The 21,095-nt window shown below is 30.8% G+C and carries 20 protein-coding genes; 17 read left to right on the top strand and 3 right to left on the bottom strand.

All coding sequences use genetic code 11. The features are described 5' to 3' along the window. Positions 1-43: 43 nt before the first annotated feature. From M9C80_03220 to M9C80_03200, 5 genes are all read left to right on the top strand, one after another. Positions 44-520: a hypothetical protein gene (locus tag M9C80_03220; protein URQ68964.1), complete on the top strand. Its 477-nt coding sequence runs from the start codon at positions 44-46 to the stop codon at positions 518-520. Next, positions 495-1,109, top strand: coding sequence for a hypothetical protein (locus tag M9C80_03215; GenBank protein URQ68963.1), 615 nt, complete (start codon positions 495-497; stop codon positions 1,107-1,109). Before M9C80_03220 ends, M9C80_03215 begins: the two co-directional genes overlap by 26 nt. A 10-nt stretch (positions 1,110-1,119) precedes the next feature. Beyond that, positions 1,120-1,575: a heme-binding protein gene (locus M9C80_03210; protein ID URQ68962.1), complete on the top strand. Its 456-nt coding sequence runs from the start codon at positions 1,120-1,122 to the stop codon at positions 1,573-1,575. 94 nt (positions 1,576-1,669) lie between these two features. Beyond that, entirely contained in the window at positions 1,670-3,742 is a 2,073-nt protein-coding gene (locus tag M9C80_03205; protein URQ70180.1) for a peptidase, read from the top strand. Between the two features lie 82 nt (positions 3,743-3,824). Then, on the top strand, positions 3,825-4,205 hold the full coding sequence (locus M9C80_03200; GenBank protein URQ70179.1) for a hypothetical protein: 381 nt from the start codon (positions 3,825-3,827) through the stop codon (positions 4,203-4,205). Between the two features lie 54 nt (positions 4,206-4,259). On the opposite strand, the gene M9C80_03195 is transcribed toward M9C80_03200, so the two are convergent. Next, a complete protein-coding gene (locus tag M9C80_03195; protein URQ70178.1) occupies positions 4,260-4,991 on the bottom strand; it encodes a hypothetical protein in 732 nt (243 codons plus the stop codon). A 113-nt stretch (positions 4,992-5,104) separates the two neighbouring features. Between M9C80_03195 and M9C80_03190 the strand changes: the two genes are divergently transcribed. After that, positions 5,105-6,130 carry a pyridoxal-phosphate dependent enzyme gene (locus M9C80_03190; GenBank protein ID URQ70177.1) on the top strand — a complete coding sequence of 342 codons (1,026 nt, stop codon included), beginning with the start codon at positions 5,105-5,107 and terminating at the stop codon, positions 6,128-6,130. 42 nt (positions 6,131-6,172) lie between these two features. Here M9C80_03190 and M9C80_03185 read toward each other — a convergent pair whose 3' ends face one another. Next, the gene (locus tag M9C80_03185; protein URQ70176.1) at positions 6,173-8,617 is read right to left on the bottom strand and encodes a TonB-dependent receptor; all 2,445 of its coding nucleotides are present in this window, start codon (positions 8,615-8,617) and stop codon (positions 6,173-6,175) included. 122 nt (positions 8,618-8,739) lie between these two features. Between M9C80_03185 and M9C80_03180 the strand changes: the two genes are divergently transcribed. The 3 genes from M9C80_03180 to M9C80_03170 are packed head-to-tail and all read left to right on the top strand — an operon-like array spanning position 8,740 to position 12,145. Further along, the gene (locus M9C80_03180; protein ID URQ70175.1) at positions 8,740-9,153 is read left to right on the top strand and encodes a phosphate-starvation-inducible PsiE family protein; all 414 of its coding nucleotides are present in this window, start codon (positions 8,740-8,742) and stop codon (positions 9,151-9,153) included. A gap of 14 nt (positions 9,154-9,167) precedes the next feature. Continuing rightward, on the top strand, positions 9,168-10,034 hold the full coding sequence (locus M9C80_03175) for a DUF1295 domain-containing protein (protein URQ70174.1): 867 nt from the start codon (positions 9,168-9,170) through the stop codon (positions 10,032-10,034). Beyond that, a complete protein-coding gene (locus M9C80_03170; GenBank protein URQ70173.1) occupies positions 10,034-12,145 on the top strand; it encodes a S9 family peptidase in 2,112 nt (703 codons plus the stop codon). Before M9C80_03175 ends, M9C80_03170 begins: the two co-directional genes overlap by 1 nt. 1 nt (position 12,146) lies before the next feature. On the opposite strand, the gene M9C80_03165 is transcribed toward M9C80_03170, so the two are convergent. After that, positions 12,147-13,073 carry a nitronate monooxygenase gene (locus M9C80_03165; GenBank protein ID URQ70195.1) on the bottom strand — a complete coding sequence of 309 codons (927 nt, stop codon included), beginning with the start codon at positions 13,071-13,073 and terminating at the stop codon, positions 12,147-12,149. Between the two features lie 58 nt (positions 13,074-13,131). On the opposite strand from M9C80_03165, the gene M9C80_03160 reads away from it, so the two are divergent. From M9C80_03160 to M9C80_03125, 8 genes are read left to right on the top strand one after another with little or no spacing between them, the layout of a single operon-like run. Further along, positions 13,132-13,542: a DUF1330 domain-containing protein gene (locus tag M9C80_03160; GenBank protein URQ70172.1), complete on the top strand. Its 411-nt coding sequence runs from the start codon at positions 13,132-13,134 to the stop codon at positions 13,540-13,542. Beyond that, complete coding sequence (locus tag M9C80_03155) at positions 13,535-15,346, top strand: long-chain-acyl-CoA synthetase (GenBank protein URQ70171.1); 1,812 nt, start codon at positions 13,535-13,537, stop codon at positions 15,344-15,346. Before M9C80_03160 ends, M9C80_03155 begins: the two co-directional genes overlap by 8 nt. Before the next feature lie 3 nt (positions 15,347-15,349). Then, the gene (locus M9C80_03150) at positions 15,350-16,411 is read left to right on the top strand and encodes an MBL fold metallo-hydrolase (GenBank protein URQ70170.1); all 1,062 of its coding nucleotides are present in this window, start codon (positions 15,350-15,352) and stop codon (positions 16,409-16,411) included. Next, complete coding sequence (locus M9C80_03145; GenBank protein URQ70169.1) at positions 16,408-16,884, top strand: hypothetical protein; 477 nt, start codon at positions 16,408-16,410, stop codon at positions 16,882-16,884. Before M9C80_03150 ends, M9C80_03145 begins: the two co-directional genes overlap by 4 nt. Continuing rightward, positions 16,881-18,530, top strand: coding sequence for a sulfatase-like hydrolase/transferase (locus M9C80_03140; GenBank protein URQ70168.1), 1,650 nt, complete (start codon positions 16,881-16,883; stop codon positions 18,528-18,530). The genes M9C80_03145 and M9C80_03140 overlap by 4 nt, the downstream gene beginning before the upstream one ends. 22 nt (positions 18,531-18,552) lie before the next feature. Then, positions 18,553-19,398 (top strand): type 1 glutamine amidotransferase domain-containing protein, encoded by an 846-nt coding sequence (locus M9C80_03135; protein URQ70167.1) that lies wholly within the window; start codon positions 18,553-18,555, stop codon positions 19,396-19,398. A 49-nt stretch (positions 19,399-19,447) separates the two neighbouring features. Then, positions 19,448-20,038, top strand: coding sequence for a hypothetical protein (locus tag M9C80_03130; protein URQ70166.1), 591 nt, complete (start codon positions 19,448-19,450; stop codon positions 20,036-20,038). Then, positions 20,035-21,093, top strand: coding sequence for a haloalkane dehalogenase (locus M9C80_03125; protein URQ70165.1), 1,059 nt, complete (start codon positions 20,035-20,037; stop codon positions 21,091-21,093). Before M9C80_03130 ends, M9C80_03125 begins: the two co-directional genes overlap by 4 nt. Positions 21,094-21,095 lie beyond the last annotated feature (2 nt).

Here is a 21,095-nt window from a genome sequence, read left to right as displayed (position 1 = left end):
TATGTAAATAGAATACACTTTAAAAAACAGTTATTATTGTCTAATGTATTATGTAGAAGCTTCAGCTAATTTTAATAAACCAAAACAAACAATTGAAGATGCAATTAAAAAACCAGGTTGTTTAGAGGATTTTCATCCATTTTGTGCTTCAAATAAAGCATTGTCATGGCCTGGTAATAATTCTATAGATGAATTAGTTTATTTAAATGGTGTTAGATATAAGCGAAGATTCTTTAATTGGTCTGAAAATGGTTATGATCTTGAAATAGGTGGATCAAAAAGAAAGTCAATTGTAAATTGGATTATTACTGGTAATGAAATTAATTCGTCATTACGAGTAAGAATCAATCCTGATATTCTTTATAGAAATTCATTTATTAAATGGGCAGCATGGAATTTATATATTAAGTTTATGATTCAATCATATATAAATCATGTTATTAAAGGATTTAAGTTTTATATAGAAACTGGTAAAAAGGTACAATCTAATCAATTTGGCAAACATCGTTGGTTTTCTTAAAGATTTAAATAATATGAATATACCTGATGACGTAATAGCAAGAAGAGACTTTGAGAGAAACAAGCTCTTTAATTTTGCCTTAACAGCTCAAGAAACCTATTCAAAATTAATCGTACTATTATTACTTTGGTCAATATGGGCACTAAATTTCTCAAATATAAATGATATATTAATTGGTAAGATTTTATTAACAGCAATATTTATTGCTCTTGGAGTTATTGCTCCTTTAATAGATTTAAATCAATCTCATGCAACTAATCCGCTTTGGACAGGGCATGCTAGATTTCATCTTGTTTGGCAAGTTATTGCATTTATATATACAGCAATTATTGGTATACCTATTTTATGGATTTACTCAAGTTATGAAGTTTTATTAATAATAATTTTGTATACATATATGTGGCTTGTTAGTTTTTTGATAGCTTCTATATCAATGGGTGTTTATAAAGGTAAATTAAATGATATCAATGGTGTGCCTGAACACATATTACAAATATTTGGTAAGGTAATAATAATAGACAGAAATATTTTAGGAATTATAGCTTTTACGATTGTTACATCTTTTGCAACTTATTTAATATTATTCTAATGAGGTATTTATGATAACAAATCCAGGTGAAATTAATTTAGATATAGCTCTTAAGATTTGCCAAGAAGCAATAAAAAAAGCAAGAATTGAAAACTTTACACCATTAACAGTAACTGTTGTAGATGTTGCAGGAGTTATTAGAGCTACATTAGCTGAGGATGGATCAGGACTTCATAGGGCTGATGTTGCTTATGCAAAAGCATGGACATGTATTGCATATGGTATTTCAACTACAATGGCAAGAACTATTCTTGAAGAACAACCAAGATTAGATAAAGCTTTTATAGGTATGCAAACTTTAAGTAATGGTAAGTTAATACCAACACCTGGTGGTTTATTAATACAAACTAGTAATAAAAATATTGGTGCTATTGGCATATCAGGAGATAGATCTGACGAAGATGAGATTTGTGCTGTTGCTGCAATTGAAGCATGTGGACTAATACCTGGTCATAAAGCGATATAGAATTAAACATAATATATATTATGCGAACTATTAATATTGTATACCATATATCCCTGCTCTATAATTTTATATTTAAATAATATACAAATGAATTATGAATAATAAAACCATACTAATACTTATATTTTCATTACACATTAGCTCTTCAACATTAATGGAGCCTACATCTTTGTCTAAAGATTTATATGATGGAATTATTTTAGATGGATCATATTCAAATCAGATTGATAAACCAATTAAATACTTAGGATTTGAAATTGGTGAACGTGCTGCATCCCCCTATCAAATATCAAGTGCAATTATTGAATGGGCAAAACAATCTGACAAAATGATAGTAAAAGAATATGCAAGATCACATGAAGACCGACCTTTATATGCCATATTTATTTCGTCACCTGAAAATTTAAATAATTTAGATCAAATTAAAGAAAATATTAATCTATTATCAGATGGTACAAATACTAAAGCAAATAAAGCTAGATCATTAATTGAGAAATTACCTGCAATTGCATGGATGGCTTATTCTATTCATGGCAATGAAACATCAGGAGCTGATGCAGCAATGGCAGCAATTTATCATTTAATAGCCAGTAATGATAAAGAAACTCTTGAGATGCTTGATAAAATGTTAATAATTATTGACCCATTAATGAATCCTGACGGTAGAGCAAGATTTATTAAATCCATAGAACAATATAGAGGCGCATCACCAAATTATGATGATCAATCATTGCTTCATACAGGTGATTGGCCATATGGTAGGACAAATCATTACTTTTTTGATTTAAATAGAGATTGGATATATGTTACACAACCCGAGACACGAGGTAGAGTTAAATTAATTAATGAATGGAAACCACAAATATTAGTAGACGCTCACGAAATGGGCGCACAAGATACATTCATGACTGGTCCTCCCAGAGAGCCTATCAATAAAAACATAGATAAAGATCTAATTAAATGGGGTAATGTATTTGCTCAAGATCAAGGAAATGCATTCGATGATAAAAACTGGCGTTTTTATACTGGGGAATGGCATGAAGATTTGTATCCTGGATATTCATTTTATGCTCAATTTAGAGGTACTCTTGGGATTTTATATGAGCAATCTAGAATGGCAGAAGATGGTGTAAAGCGACCAGAAGGAACAATTCAGTCTTATAAAGAATCTGTACATCATCAGTATGTAAGCACAATGGTTAATTTAAAAACACTTCTTAAAAATTCAAAAGCTATGTATCAAGACTATTGGGAAGGCAGAAAATATAATGTATCAAGAGATAGTGAATATGCAAATAAAACTTTTGTAGTATTACCGACTAAAAATATTGGTAGATTAAATACATTAATTGAAAAATTAGAATTTCAAGATATAAAATTATATAAGAATGATAAACCAATATTAGTTAAAAATGCTCTCAAACAAACTGGGGATGTAATAGAAAATTTTACAATTCCAACAGGTAGTTTAATAATTCCAAATAGGCAAGCTGAGGCCCCTATTCTAGCTGCAATGATGGAATTTGATGCTGAAATAGATGAAGCAGTACTAATAAAAGAAAAACAAGCTAATCTTCGAGATGGTTCATCCATCATGTACGATACAACAGCATTTAATTTATCTATGATGTATGGATTGTCTGCACTAACCGTGCCAGAACATATTAATTCTAACTTAATAAAATGGAATTCACTGCCAGTTAATTTTGAAATAAGTACAGATGCATTAATGTGGTCAGTTGATGGTAATGATGATCGATCTGTTGCATTTGCTGCTCGTTTAATGGAGCTTGGTGTAAAGGTTCGAATTATTAATAAAGAAACTATATTATCAGGCCATAAACTATCCAGAGGCAGTGTTGTAGTTATCGCAATGGATAATCCTCTATCAAGCTCACTGCATAAAATAATAGAGGAAGTTGCATATAAATTAAATATTTCAGTTGTATCAATTGAGTCAGGATTTGGACCTGAAGAGTTACCCGATTGGGGCGGTGAACACTTTGAATTACTTGAAAGACCACAAATTGCAATTATTAGTCACGATGGATTTAATTCTTATGACGTTGGTGTTAGTTTATGGTCTATCGATCATCATCTAGGTATCAGACATAGTCAAATAAATAAATCAATTATGGATTATACTGATTTAAGAAATTTAATATAATATTCTATTAGTTAACCTCAAGTTATTAAATATATGTTTTAATAATAATATTGTTATTTTAAATAATTAAGGGAGAGGAACAATGACTGAATATCAAATTTTAAATTTAATGTATATAGCGTTCATATCGAATTCTATGTATTTTGTGGCTATGGTTTTGTTAACATGGCTTGGTTTTAGAATGGCTAATAATGTTAGATCCTTAGAAAACCCACCAATGATAGGAAAAATAATGACTTCTATATATTGTCTATTTGTGGGATTTTTCTTTTTTAATACTAGTCAAATAGGTGGAGGTATATTAGGTTCTTATGTTGGACAACTCGTTGACATGGGAGCTGCATCTGGTGATAGATTATCTGTATTAATTGATACTCCTGGAATAATTGGTGGATCGTTACAAACGGCTTTTCATGCATTTATCGTAATCTTCCAATTACTACTTGTTTGGGTTAAGGACTAATACTTTTTAATTAAAAAGAGGGCTATATGCCCTCTTTTTTTATGTGGATGAAAATTAGAATGCTTTAACTAATGTAACCATTTCTGTATTTATGTTACTTCTAATATCTTTAACCGTTGAAAAAAATTCCTTAAAATCGTCTGTTGACGTTACCTTTTTAAATGATGAAGTTAATTCTTCTGTTGAATTTGCACCTAGATATACCATATGACTAGCATAACCATTTCCATAAACAACAGTATTAATTCCAAACGAACCTGGTACATTATCCATTTGTGCTTTCATCAATTTTTTCCACGCTGCAGCATAATCACCGGCCATTCCCTCTTTAACATTAAAATTAAATTTTGAAAAAACTGTATTATCTTGCCAAGTTCTTCCAGAAAGTGCATTTTCAGTTACCCAATTCCATGATCTTTCAGAATTAGTTGAATCATCAAATGATTTAACCATATTAGCAAAGGCAGGACACGAAGATAACACTTTGCTACCTTTATCCATAGCATCCCAACTTTCATAACTAACTAAGACAAAATGACTATAACTAGAACCACGAAGAGACCACAAACTATAGGATCCGTTTGATGCTTCCCTCCATTTATTTGCACATTTTGTGTCGCTAAATGAAGTTAAAGCAGAAACAAATTCTACTGGGTCTGTGACCGAAAAGTAATTAAATTCACCAACTGATCCATCACTTTTAATATCTGATGAATGGTCATCAGCATATACATAAAAACTCATAGAACAAATTGCAAAAAAGCTTAAAAATATATTCTTATACATAGATATCTCCCTATTTGATTAATAAAAAATATTGTACTATTCAATATATATAATTAGTAAAAAATAATGTATAAATTATGAATAAATTATCATAGAATTACGTTGAATAAACTATGATTTACAAAAATATACTAAATACAATTGGTAATACGCCAGTTATAAAAATAAAAAATCTTGCGCCGAAAGATATAAATTTATATGTGAAAGCAGAATATTTCAATCCAGCTAGCTCAGTTAAAGATAGATTAGCAAAAAGCATAATTGATAATGCTGAAACTGATGGATCACTAAAACCTGGCCAAACTGTTGTCGAGGCAACTAGTGGAAATACAGGTATAGGCTTAGCTATGGTATGTGCTGCTAAAGGATATCCTTTGGTAGTCACAATGCCTGACAGTGTTTCTATAGAGCGAAGAAAATTGATGAGATTTCTAGGTGCAAAAGTTTTATTAACTCCCGGTTCAGAGGGCGGCACAGGTTCATACAATAAAGCACAGGCTTTGGTTGAGAAAAATGGATGGTTTTATGCTAGACAGTTTGAAAATCCAGCTAATGCTGATATTCATGAATCAACAACAGGTATTGAAATCGTTAATGATTTTAAAGATCTTGGGCTAGATTATTGGGTTTCAGGATATGGTACAGGTGGAACTTTTACAGGTGTTTCAAGAATTCTAAGAAAAGAAATGCCAGAAACAAAATTAATAATCACTGAACCTGATGTAGCACCATTAATTGCAAGTGGTATTGAACAAAAACGTTCAAATGATAATTCACCCTCTTCGTCTCATCCTGAATGGAACCCGCATCCTATTCAGGGATGGACAACAGATTTTATTCCATATGTTTTACAAGAATCTATAGATAACAAATATTTTGACGAAAACATACCTGTAACAGGAGCTGATGGTATTTTATGGTCAAAAAAATTAGCATCTAAAGAAGGAATTATTACTGGTATTTCTGGTGGTTCAACATTTGCAGTTGCTATGAGCGTTGCTCGTGATGCAAATAAAGGAAGCAATATTTTATGTATGCTTGCTGATACAGCTGAAAGATATATGTCCAGCATCTTATTCGAACAAATTGATCCAGAAATGAATGAAGAAGAAATAAAGATTTTAGATACTGTAAAATAAAAAGGGAGCTTAAAAACTCCCTTTTTTATAATTAATAATTAATTAAAAATTATATTTCAAACTAACTGTTTGAATTTGTGGTGAATTCATGAACATTCCATTCAAACCACTTACTCCACTAGTTGTTAATACCAATCTTACGTGTTTTTCATCAGTAGCATTTTTGATTGAATATGCAACTTCAAAATCATCATTAGCCCAACCAAGTTTAAAATTTAAATTCTCTACTTCAATTGGTTGAGATATTTCTGGATAGCCAGGAACACCAGACCAGCCAGATGTACCTAATGGTTGTGAACTATTTTGATAATTACCCTCATCATAAGTATAGTCTAATCTAGAAAACAGCTTTCCACCCATGAAAGGCTGAAAGTATGATAATCCAAGAACATATGCATCATCAGGTGAAACTCTGTTTTCAGCATTAGTTTCAGGTGCAGGGTCACCATCATCAATTAAAGTAAGGCCTGCATTAAATATTAAGTTTGGTAATATTTTTGCAATTACAGATGCTTCAAAACCTAATCTTTCAGATGGTACTGTAGCATTACCTACAACTCTTCCAAGACCTGATGCATCTTGAGTAATATAATGTTGTCCTTCAACTTCGAAATCAAAAATCGCTGCATTAAATTGAACTCTATTATCAAGAAGTCGGGACTTAATTCCTATTTCAAGGTTATTACTCTCAGCTTTATCAAATCCTCTCGTATCAGCTGTTAATCCAAAAGTAGAATTGAAGCCACCTGGTTTATAACCTGTAGCTGCCCTAGCGTATAACATAACGTCTTCTTTAATATCTTTTTGGACACTTAAGGACCAAGTTGTTGAACTATCATCTCTTGAAAAAACTGCATCAACATCTTGTGATACTAAATTAAGCGGCCAGATAGGTGCTACTAAAGTCTGTCTTGAAACTGTGACCCCAGCTAGTTGTGGTTGCCCTGCTGCAGCTGCAATAGATGGAGCAACTGTAATATACCCAGGTGTAATAGTCTTTGTGTACATGTCGCCTTGTCTTTCTTCTGAAGTATATCTAAGACCAACTGTATATCTTAATGTTTCATCAATATAAGTTGTAACTCTGCCAAATACGGCAAAACTATCATCTGACCATACGTGATGTTGAGATATTCCATCTCCACCATCAACTAGTGCATTCAAACCTCCTAAAGCTTGTGCTTGACCTTGCAATGCACCAAGAGTAGCTATTTGTACTGGCGTAGCTAAATTTTGAGCTACCAGTGTTCCTAGCTGAGTAATTTGTTGAGTTAGTCCTGCAACAGTTGCGTTTAGTACTGCATCAAAATCGGTGCCAATACCAAAGAAGTATTCATTTTGACCAATACCTTTTTCACCAACTTCAGCAGTATAAGTATATGTACCAAATGTGTATTCTCTATTATTTATTAAATTTGAATCAAATCTTGTTTCTATTGTCATAGAATCTCCATACTTTTCTGAATGAATTGTTGCCATGTCCAAATGTGAGTAGTCAGCATCATTTGAACTGTATGTAGTGAAATCATTCGTTGCCATTACTAATGTTAAAGTCCCATTTTCTAGCTCAGTATCAATTTTAAGAGAAGTTAAATCTGAATCTAAGTTAAAGACAGGTATTCCGGGTGTTGATCTATACTCGTAATTGTTATATTCGGTATCGGCTAGTGCTCCAGCTGGCCCACCAAGCGCACCAACACCTGCCAAAATTATTGGACTTTGTGTATATATAGAATCAACAGCGCAACATGAAGAATTTTTTGATGTATCAGTATGAGTAAAATAAACGCTACTAACATCGTTATCATATGAAAGTTTTAAACTTACTGTTGAATCATCAGTTCCGTTTGCAGAGGATCCGTCCGTCATATTTGTCATGTATCCATCATTTTCGTTGACATTTGCACTTAATCTAAGCGCTAGAGTATCTGATAAACCCATTGTTGCTGCTGCTAATATTTTTGTGTGGTTGTAATCACCACTTTCTATTTCAACATATGCATTTGCATCACCAGGAACAGGTTTTTTTGTTGTAACGTTGATAACACCTGCAGTTGTATTTTTTCCATATAACGTTCCCTGAGGTCCATATAAAACCTCAATTCTTTCAACATCAACTAGATCATTTAAACCAAGACCAGTTTTATTTAGATATACACCATCAACTATAAAAGCCACGTCTGATTCTAATGCAGTATCACTTATACTCACTCCAATACCTCGCAAACGCATTGAAGCAAACATTGGATCAATATTATAGTTTACAATCAAAGATGGTAAGTAAGATGAAATATCTCTAGCTGTATCGATATTTTGATCTTCAATTTGAGAAGCAGTAAAAACATCAAGTGCCATTGGAACATCTTGCAGGTTAGCTTCACGCTTTTCTGCTGTTACTATAACTTCTTCGATAGCAAGATTATCTTGGGCTATTACGAAAGATGAGCTTACAGACACAATACAAATAAACAAAAATAATTTTTTCATGTGTTATCCCCTAACATATATTTATGTCATTTTTAATAATCAATGCAGTTATGTCAAGTTTGATCGAACTTATATTTATGTATATTGTTTATATTTACTAAAAAATTACGTAAAATCACGTAATGAATCATCAACCAAGCGTATGGGAAAAAGTTATATGGGTTTCTGAGAGATGCATATTAATGATAATTGCTATTGCTACTCTTTTTGCAACTGGTATTGAGATCTGGAGACTCATTGAAACAAGAACTGTTAATTTAAGTGATTTATTTTTACTATTTATATATGCAGAAGTCTTGGGAATGGTGCTTGCGTTTTATGTAAATAATAGATTACCTGTAACGTTACCTATTATTATTGCTATGACAGCATTAACAAGAATGATTATTCTTCAAAGCAAAGACCTACCTTCCATAAATATAATATATGAAGCATCAGGTATTTTAATTTTAGCCGGTGCAGCATACATAATGTCTTTAAAAGATAAGATAAGCCTTCAAAAATTAGATATAAGAAATAAATTAGAAGAAGATTAGTTAATAAAACTCTAATGTTAAAAAATAAATTCAATAGTTTATTGACTTGCTTATTTATTTATTGTTTTACCTTCTACTTAGCTTATATATTAGTACCCGAATCTATCATTAATATTTGGCTAAAAATTCTAGTTTGGCATATTTTAGCAACTATATTTGTTTATATATTTAGTGTTATTTTAAAAAATTCGTCTTTATATGATCCATTTTGGTCTGTTGCGCCAATTCCTATAGTTATTTTTTTGTCACTAGCAAATGACTTTTCTATGAATCCAGATAAACATCTTTATATATTAATACCTGTAATTTTTTGGGCACTTAGGCTGACACATAATTGGATTATTGGATGGCCTGGATTTAAACACGAAGATTTTCGGTACGTTGATTTAAAAAATACTACGCCAATTAGATCTGAGTTAATAAATTTTTTTGGCATTCACTTAATGCCTACACTTCAAGTTAATCTATCATTACTACCTTTGTATTACATTTTTATTTCGAATACATACAATTCATTCTTATTAATTTTTGCTAGCTTAATAGCAATTATTGCTGTGGTAATTGAAACAGTATCAGACTATCAAATGAGGCAATTTAAGTCAGATATAAAAAATAAAGGAATTACAATGAAAGATGGTTTGTGGAAATATTCACGACATCCAAATTATTTTGGTGAAGTTCTATTCTGGTTTTCAGTTTATTTGTTTGGTTTATCGTCAAACATAATTCCAATATGGACATTTATATGCCCTCTTTCAATGTATTTGTTGTTTATATATATTTCTTGTCCAATGATGGATAATAGAAGTTTAAAAAACAGAAGTGATTATCAAAGCTATATGGATAACACTTCCCAATTGATTATTTGGTTTAAGAAATAATGAAAAGTTTACTAAATAAAAAATATTTTTCTTTAACTATTTTTTTTATACTAACTGCATGTGTCTCAACTGAAAATATGAATATACCCAAAGCAAAAAAAATACCAGTTGAGCTTATTCAACATGAAGATGTAAGAATAGATAATTATTATTGGCTTAGAGATGACTCTAGATCAAAAGAAGATGTTATTTCATATCTTAAAGAAGAAAATGAATATGCAGACATGTGGTTTGAATCAAAAAAACCTTTTAAAAAAGAATTAGTTGAAGAACTTTTTCAACAAATACCAGATCAAGAGATAAGTTTTCCCATAGAAAATAATGGATTTAGTTACTATGAAAAAATTAATAAATCTGATCAGTTAGAAAAATACTATCGCAAAGATTCAAATAACAATGAAGAGTTACTTTTAGATCCTAATATAAAATTGAAATCACAACAATTCTATTCAGTAGGATCTTTGTCACCATCCCATGATAATAATCTAATTGGTATGTCAGAGGATAACAACGGTAGACGCGAGTATACAATCAAATTTTTTGATCCTAAAACTGGTAAGTATCTTAATGATGTTATAGAAGATACAGGAGGCAGAATAATATGGACAAAAGACAATAAACATATCATTTACACAAAGAAAGATCCTGTTACGCTCATATCCAATTCAGTATACGTTCATAAAATTGGATCAAACGTAAGTGATGATGTCCTTATATATAAAGAAATAGACACTGAATATAATATGTCGATATATCCATCAAGATCAAAAGAATTTATTTACATAAATATTGAAGCAACAAATTCTAATGAAATTAGATTAATTGACTCATCATCCCCTATGGAACAACCAAAGATCTATATAAAAAGATCTGATGACCATTTATATTATTTAGAACATGTTGAATCAAATGTGTTTATAGTTCTTAGTAACAAAAACGCACCTAATTTTAAAATATTAAAATCAATATCTGATAATAATAGAGATATCGATCAAATGGAGGAAATAATTCCTCATAGAGAAAATGTATTTATAAATGATATGTTGCTGGTAGACAAATTTTTGGTCCTAGAGATTAGAGAAAATGGTTTACCAGAAATAAATATATTTGATCTCGAATCAAAGTCTACCAAGTCCTTATTAATGAACGATGATGCATATGATGTAGCACTTTCATATAATAATGAGGTTAAAAAAACTTCATTTAATTACTCTTATTCAAGTTTAACTACCCCATCAACTATTTATTCTTATAGTTTTAAAGTTAACAAATCTCTTAAATTATGGAATAAGGATATAAATAATTTCAATTCTAATGACTACACTGACAACAGATTTTTTATTGAAGCAAGAGATGGAAAAAAGATACCAGCTGTTGTTATCTCAAAAAATACTACAAACCCAGAAAACGCACCCATACTATTTTATGGATATGGATCCTATGGAATAAATATCGATGCTTCATTCAGATCTTCTTTAATACCACTTCTCGACAGAGGTTTTATTTTTGCCATTATTAATGTAAGAGGTGGTGGTGAAATGGGCAAGGAGTGGTATGAAGATGGCAGAATGTTCAATAAATTAAACACATTTTATGATTTTAATGATGGGGTAAGAGCAATATTAAACAAAGGTATTGGAGATAAAAATAATGTATTCGCAAGAGGTGGAAGTGCTGGTGGTCTATTAATGGGCTCAATCATAAACCTGGAACCGTCTCTGTATAAAGGAATAATATCTAGTGTACCTTTTGTTGATGTTTTAACAACTATGTCAGATCCATCCATACCACTTACAACTTTTGAATATGATGAATGGGGAAATCCAGCCAATAAAGAAGAATATTTTTATATGAAACAATATTCTCCATACGACAATATCAGAAATTTAGATTATCCAGCAGTATTTGTCACATCGAGCCTTTATGATTCTCAAGTACAATATTTTGAGCCAGCAAAATATATCGCAAAATTGAGAGAATTTAATACTTCAGATTATCCAATTTTGATGAAAATGAATTTGATTGGTGGACACGGTGGATTAAGTGGAAGGATTAATCAATTTGAAGAAATTGCCGAAGAATATAGTTTTATTTTAAATCTAGTAGAATAATTTAAAATTTAATCTTTCCCATATCTTTACAAACTTTATTAAATTCATTAATAGTTTCATCAATAATATCTTTAACATTTTTTACTTGATCTATTAAACCGACCGATTGACCAGATAGCGCAGGCGCAGCATTCATATTACCATCAAAATATAATTCTTTTATTTTCATTAACGCTGACATATCCATTTCACCAATTTGATCAATTTTTTCAGTAAGTTCAGTTTTAAGAGCTCTAATTACAGGTTTAGCTTTTTTATTTAAAATTAAAGTTCCATCAATAGAAGAATTTACAATAGTATTTTTGAAATTAGAATGAACGGGACTCTCAGCAGATGAAACAAATCTTGTTCCCATTTGAATACCTTCTGCGCCTGCTGCGAATACAGAGGCCATTCCCTTACCATCAACAATTCCACCAGCAGCAACTATTGGAAGATCTATTTGTTTAGATATAGATTGGATTAATACAAGCAAACCAATTTCAATTGGACTTTTGAAACCACCTCCTTCTGTGCCTTCAACAACTAAACCATCAACACCAGCTTCAGCTGCTTTTAAAGCGCCTTCTAAATTAGGAACTGTATGATAAACAGTTATTCCAGAATCTTTAAGAACTTTTATATATTTTGTAGGATCTCCAGCAGACGTGGTAACAAATTTAACGCCTGATGATACACAAAATTTAACCATTGAATCGTCTTTAAGAAATAGTAAAGGTAAATTTACACCAAATGGCTTATCAGTGAGTTTCGACATCACCTTTATTTCATTTTTACAATTATCTATTTCACCAGATGAGGTTTCAATAATACCAAATCCACCTGCCTCACATACAGCGGATGCAAGTTTACTCCTTGCAATCCATCCCATCGGCGCTTGTATAATAGGATATTTTGAACCAGTATGTTTTATAACTCTATTATTGATAATAATCTCCAAGAATTGAATAGGATATAATAATATAATATGTCAAAAATTAATAAATATGAAAGTAGAAAATAAAATCATACCCAATAAAGAACAAATCGATGGCTTTTTAGAAGATCCAGATTTTGGACCAATATCAATGGTAAATTTACTTAAATATAAGGATAAAGCTATTTATGATGATGGCAGGGATTCAAAACTTACAGGTGAGGAAGCATATGCACTTTATGCATCAGAAGTTAAAAATTTGATAAAAAAATATGGTGGTGAATTTTTATTTGTTTCAAAAGTTAGTAGAATGATGTGCGGGGAAGTTGAGGATCTATGGGACACTGTTGCTATTGCAAAATATCCCAATAGAAAATCAATGTACAACATGATAATGGATCCAGAGTATCAAAAAATTCATATTCATAGAGATGCTGGTCTAGAGGGACAATTAAATATAGAGACAATAAATAATGATTAATAAAATAACAGAATTCTTTAGAGTTATTGGTGAGCTAAAATATTTGGTTCCGAGTATGAACTATAAGTGGCCAGAAGATAATGATAATGCCTCTATGGCACATAGCTTTTTAAAACAAGTTAATAAAAATCCAGATAAAACCTTTATTTTGTATGAAGATGAAACACACTCATATAAAGATATTGATGATGCATCAAATGTTATAGCAAATTATCTAGATAATAATGGAATTAAACACGGTGATAAAGTTGTTCTATTCATGGAAAATAGAACTGAATACATAACCACACTTCTTGCAATAAATAAGCTTGGAGCAACCAGTGTACTCATTAATTATAGTCTTACTGGAGACCCACTCATTCATTGCATAAATTCATCAAATTCTAAGAAGTGTATTTTTGGCAATGAACAATCTGAGCCCTTACATGAGGTTTTAGATTCTATAAATATTAAGAATAAAAAAGATATTCTATGGGTTAAAGAAAATATAAATCAACGCTGTCCAGAATGGGCAACTAACATTGATGAGGAAGTCGATAACACAGATGTTCAATTACCTAATACACTTGATAATGTTACAGCTAAAGATACCGCATTTTATATTTTTACATCAGGAACAACTGGCGTACCAAAAGCGGCTATATTTCCAAATGTAAAACTTGTTGCGGGTTCAACTAATATTGCTGAAGCTGGATATAGAATGACATCAGATGATTGTCTTTATAACTGTTTACCTCTTTATCATTCCACTGGCTTGATACTAGGGCTTTGTGCAGTTATACATTCTGGAGCGTCAACATTTATAAAAAGAAAATTTTCTGCGAGCAGCTTTTGGCTTGATGCAAAAAAATATAATACAACTGCATTTGTTTATGTTGGTGAATTATGCAGATATTTAAGTTTTCAAGAGCCTTGTGATGCAGAAATAAATAATCCAATAAAAGCTATGGTAGGTAATGGTCTTCGTCCAGATATATGGGACGTTTTTACAGATAGATTTAAAGTAGAGAGAATTATTGAAATTTATGGAGCTAGTGAAGCTAATACAATGTTTTTAAACTTATTAAATAAACCAAAAACAGTAGGAATGACAAGTGGAACTGTTGAATTGATTGAATATGATATTGCTACTGATGAGATTTTAAAAGATAAAAATGATCAATATATAAAGGTAAAAGATGGAGAGCCTGGATTGTTAATAGTTAAGGTTAAAGAAAATGCGGAATATCATGGATACACAGATAAAGAAGCAAGTGAAAAAAAATTAATAAGAAATGTATTTGAAAATGGTGATGCGTGGTTTAATTCTGGTGATTTATTAAAGACAGTCGATGTAGGATTCTCATTAGGAAAAAAACATTATCAATTTGTTGATAGAATAGGTGATACATTTAGGTGGAAATCTGAAAATGTATCAACAAATGAAGTAGGCGAAATTTTAAATAAATTTGATCAAGTAAATATGGCTAATGTTTTTGGTGTTGAAGTACCAAACTGTGAAGGTAGAGCTGGAATGGCAGCTTTTAACTTTGACAGTATAGAAAAATTTAATTGGGATGAATTTTCAAAGTACGTCATAAATGCATTACCTAAGTATGCCCAACCTTTATTTATCAGAATAACAGGTGATTTAGACACTACTGGAACATTTAAGTTAAAAAAGAATGATTTAAGAAATGAATCTTATCATTTAGATAAAATTGGAAACGATCATATCTATGTATTAAAAAATGGGTCAACCAGTTATGAACCATTAAACCATGATTTTTATCAAGATATTATTCAGGGCAATTCTGGATTTTAATAAATGAAGTTTTTAAAAATATTAATTTTAATATTATTAATAGTTGTATCTATTGGATTTTATCTTGTTAACAACTCTTACTATGTTCAGGATAGGTTGTTAGAGAGAGCTATTATTAATTTAGTGCCAGACCAATTTCTTGACGAAGATGATACTCTTAGGGCGATAGTTTGTGGCTCTAGGTCACCTGTTCCATCTCCAAATAGAGCTCAAACATGTGTATTAGTTGAGGCAGGAGATGATATTTATATTGTTGATACAGGCGATGGATCGTTTAATAATGTTAATAGTTATGGTATTCCATGGACTAATGTAAAAGCTATAATTTTTACCCACTTACATTCTGATCATATCTCAGACCTTGCAGATTTTCATTTACAAGGATGGGTTAATGGGAGAGATGGTAAGTTATTGGTTCATGGTCCTGAGGGAGTAAAGTCTGTAACAGATGGTTTTGAATTAACTTATTCTCAAGATTATATATTCAGAAATTCACATCATGGTGATGATGTAACACCAATAAGTAATGCTGGTTACATTGCTAATACTATTAGTTTAGAAACACCTACATTTGTAAACACAAATGATCTTAAAATTTCAGCATTTGAAGTTCAACATTCACCTGTAGAACCAGCATACGGTATTAGATTTGATTACAAAGGTCGATCAATAGTTATTAGTGGCGATACTATTTACAGTGAGAATCTAATAAACAAATCGAAAGATGCTGATGTATTAATTCATGAAGTTATGTCAATCCCTCTTCTTAATACATTAGAAAAAACAATTAGAGCTACTGGAAATACAAATCTATCAAAAATTCTTTTTGATGTTCAGGATTATCATGCTACAGCAATAGAAGCTGCTGAATCTGCAAAAAAGGCTAATGTTGGGCACCTAATTACATATCATGCTCTTCCAGCTCCTAGAAATAATATTATGGAAAGTATTTTTTACAGAGGTGTTGATGATATATTTCCAAACTTCACACCTTCAATTGATGGTACTATGGTTACACTTCCTGTAAACACAGATGAAATTATTATTTCTCATTTTGGCGAATGAAAATATTAACAACTATTTTTCCTAAAACAGCAAATAATAACTACCTAGGTTCTAAAATTGCTTTTTACGGTTTAATACCAATTCTCTTTGTTTATACTTTTAGAAGTTTCGTTCACTTCTTAAAAAATGATTCTGGAGTGAATGATATTGCTACAATCAAAATTTTTAATGAAACTAATGGGCTTGATCCTAATGTTGTAATTCATATGTACAGCTCACTATGGGGTGGAGTTCAAGTATTATTACTAATTTTTTGTATGATAATTTTTATTAGATATAAAAGTTTAATACCATTTCTATGGATTATTATTTTTTTAGATTATGTATTTAGACTTATAACTACTTATCTACACCCTCTCACACCAGAATATTATATATCCAGACCACCTGGTGGGATTACTAATATATATTTTCTTGGATATAGTATTATTATGTTTTTATTGTCTATAAGAAAAAGAGCTAAGTCTCTATGAAAAAAGTTATCTTAATACTTATACCAATAATCCTTCTGCTATCTTTGATAAACTATTTTAGGGCACCCATTGCCATTAATTTAATATCTTTTATTAACAATCAAATAAACTCTGTTAATGAGAATATCAATATTGAATGGGACATTCCTGATAATATAGATATCGATAAATCAAAACCAAATATTATTTTAATATTGGCAGATGATTTGGGTTTTAATGATATATCATTTTATGGTGGTGGAGCTGCTGATGGAACACTAATGACACCTCATATTGATAGTATTGCAAAAACAGGGATTGCTTTTAATAATGGTTATGCAGCGAGTGCAGCATGTTCGCCTTCAAGAGCAGCAATTTTGACTGGAAGATACTCTACCAGATTTGGATTTGACTTTACCCCGTATCCTAAAACAGCTACAAGATTGCTTAATATTATTGGTAATAGAAATTATGATAAGTCTCTTCCACCTTTAACATTAGATAATGTAGATTGGGATCAGGTTGGTTTGTTTGTTGCAGGTATGCCAAGTGAAGAAATTACTATTGCTGAATTACTTCAACAAAATGGTTATTACACAGCACATATAGGTAAATGGCATTTAGGTGCTTTTGTTGATGGAAAAAAACCTAACGATCAAGGTTTTGATGATAGCCTGTTGATGACTTCAGGTTTATATTTACCAAAAGATCATCCTGACGTTGTTAACGCAAAAAAAGATCACCCCGTAGAGGATATGATTTGGGCTTCTACATATTATGGTTCAAACTTTAATGATTCTGATGAATTTAAACCAAATGGTTATTTAACTGATTATTACACTGAAGAAGCTGTAAAAGTTATCAATAACAACAAAGACAGACCGTTTTTTTTATATTTAAGTCATTGGGCACCGCACAACCCCCTTCAAGCTCTAAGAAGCGATTATGAAAAACATTCTCATATGGGCGATCATACACTAGAGGTTTATTCAGGAATGATTACTGCATTAGATAGAGGTGTAGGTAAGGTAATAGAAGCTCTAGAAAAAAATGGATTATCAGATAATACATTGATAATTTTTACATCTGATAATGGTGGTGCAGGATATATTGGTTTAAAAGATATAAATAAACCATATAGAGGTTGGAAACTTACATTCTTTGACGGTGGTATTCACATACCATTTTTGGCTAAATGGCCTGATAAAATCAAGCCTGGATCTGTATATGATAAACGAATACATCATGTTGATATATTTCATACTATATTGGGTGCTGCTAACATCAATCCACCAAAAGATGTAATTTATGACGGTGTTAACTTATTGCCATATATAGATAATAATTCAGATCTTGAACCTCATGAAACTTTATATTGGAAAGATCAAAGTTATCAGGCAATTATTCATAAAAATTGGAAATTGATTAGATCACAAATTCCAAAAAAACAATATTTATTCAATCTAGATACTGATCCTTATGAAGCCGTTAATCTTATTGAAAATGAACTTGAAGTAAAACAATTATTAAACATGCTTTTAAATGAGCATATAAGTCAACAGATTGAACCAATATGGCCGCCATCAATTGCAACTCCCGTATTAATTGATAAAGTATCAACTGATAAATATGTTGAAGGTGATGAAGTTAATTATTGGATAAATTAAACTAGTAACAAAGAAACATACTATGAGCATGACATTTAAAATTACTTTAACTTTATTGATACTTATAATAATTTCTATTATTGCATTGCCTCATATACTAACTACTGCAGGTCTACATCCCAAATTTACATATGACTTTGATGTGCCAAACTTTGAAAATAAAAAAGCTTTAATAATTGCAACTAATCATGGAACTTTAAACAAACCTGGTGAAACAAATGGGAAACCAACTGGTTTGTTTTTATCTGAATTATCTATACCCTACTTTGATTTGCTTAAAACCAATATGAGTATTGATATTGCATCAATCAATGGGGGATTTATTCCTATAGAGCCAGTTCCGTGGTTTATTAAAGCTCCAGAGGATAAAAAATTTGAAAAAGATAAAAAATTAATGAATAAACTTAAAAATTCTTTATCAATAAATGATTTAGATTTTACAGACTATGATGTTGTTTTCTTAAGTGGTGGTTGGGGAGCTGCTTATGATTTAGGGTTTTCAGAATTGTTAGCTACAAAAATTTCAGAAGCTTACTATGACAAAACAATCATAGGTGCAATTTGTCATGGTGTATTAGGTCTTATAAATGCAAAAGATAAAGATGGTAATCTACTGATATCAGGACGAAAAATGACTGGAGTAACGGACAAACAGCTAAACCAACTTGGTATATCATTCACTCCTCAACATCCCGAGGAGGAACTAAAAAAAGCTGGAGCTATATTTATGGCTCAAACTAAAAGAATTGATATATTTGCATCAATGACTGTAGTAGATGACGAAAAGAAATTTGTAACAGGCCAGAATCAAAATTCAGGTCATGAAACTATATATGAAATAGTTAAAATTTTATCAAACAATGATTGATTTTTACTTTTCATATAGAAGTCCTTATTCGTATCTTATTCTTCCTCGAATGTTGAAACTTAAAAATGATCATCAAATTAATATAAATTTCAAAATAGTTTATCCACTTGCAATAAGAATGCCTGAGTGGTTTAAAAATAAAAATATCTTTTTTTTCATACCTTTTATAAAGGACTTTAAAAAGAAAGCTAAAAAATTAGATATGCCACTAAATATGCCAATCAAACCAGATCCTATTAGACAAAATGTTCTAACAGGTAAGATATCTAAAGATCAACCATATATTTTTGAAGTCTGTCATATGGGACAATTAATGACTAACAGAGGTAAAGGCATTGAGTTTGCATTTGAACTTTCTACATTAATATGGAGTGTAAAAAATTGGAATAATGACGACCTTCTTAAACCGCTTTTTGCAGATTTTGGAGAAGATTTAGATGAAGTTAGAGAAACGATAAAAAATAATGAAAATCAACTTATTGAGGAAATTAAAATAAACGAAAAAGATCAAAAAAAAGCTGGCCATCACGGTGTTCCATTAAATGTTTATAAAGAAAAATACTACTTTGGACAAGATGAACCGTTCGAAAGTTTAATTTCAGAATTGATATCTGATAATGTTATTACAGACTTTAAATGAAAATACTAAGAACTCCAGATAAGTATTTTAAAAATATTAAAGAATATTCATTCAAACCAATATATACAAATATTATTGCAAAAGATGGAAGTGAAATAAGAATTCATCATATTGACGTAGGTCCATCAAATGGACCAATTTTGCTAGCAATGCATGGCCAACCAGTATGGAGTTACCTATACATCAAAATGATACCAATATTAAATAAAGCTGGCATAAGAGTCATCGCGCCAGACTTAGTTGGATATGGAAAATCTGATAAACCTGCGTCGAGAGATGATTACTCTTACCAAAATCAGGTTGATTGGATGAATCAATGGTTAAGAAAAAATGATCTTAAAAATTTAATTTTTTTTGGCCAAGATTGGGGTGGCTTAATAGGTTTAAGAATGATTGCTGATAATTCTGAAAAGTTTATAAAAATATCTATGGGTAATACGGGTTTACCCTACTTTCCAAATACCTCACAAAGTGTAATTGATGAAGTTATATCATTCAGAACAAGTAATAAAAGATTATCTTTGTTTTCTATGATGAAAGAAGTCAAAAAGATGGATAAAGGTGGGCATCCAGCACTTAAATTTATGTATTGGCAAAAATATACATGGGATGCAAAAAATCTTCCGTCAGGTTTTCTTTCATCATCAATGATGGAAAAAAGAAATCCTTTTATTACATTCCTTGATTACATATTTCATATAATTGGCTTAGGTAAATTCTCTCCTTTCTCATCAAAACTTGTAAAAGCTTTTGAATCGCCTTTTCCTTCCCCTGAATATAAAATGGGTCCAAGAGCAATGCCCTCCCATGTCCCTATGATTCCAGATCAATCCTTGGAGGCTGTTGGTAAAGCAAGAGATTTTTTCAAACAATCAAATATTCCATTTCTAGCAGTTTTTGCTGGTAATGATCCTGTAACAAATAATATGGAAAATGACATTCGTGAAATGGCACCAAATGTTATATTTAATAAAACCATTGGTGGCGGACATTTTTTTCAATGGACTAAACCAGAAAAATTATCGAATGTTTTAATTGATTTTATATATAATTAAAT

This window comes from SAR86 cluster bacterium (assembly GCA_023703615.1).
GTDB lineage: Bacteria > Pseudomonadota > Gammaproteobacteria > Magnimaribacterales > D2472 > MED-G85.
The sequence above is the reverse complement of the archived record's forward strand: the minus strand, read 5'-3'. Positions and strand labels throughout refer to the sequence as shown.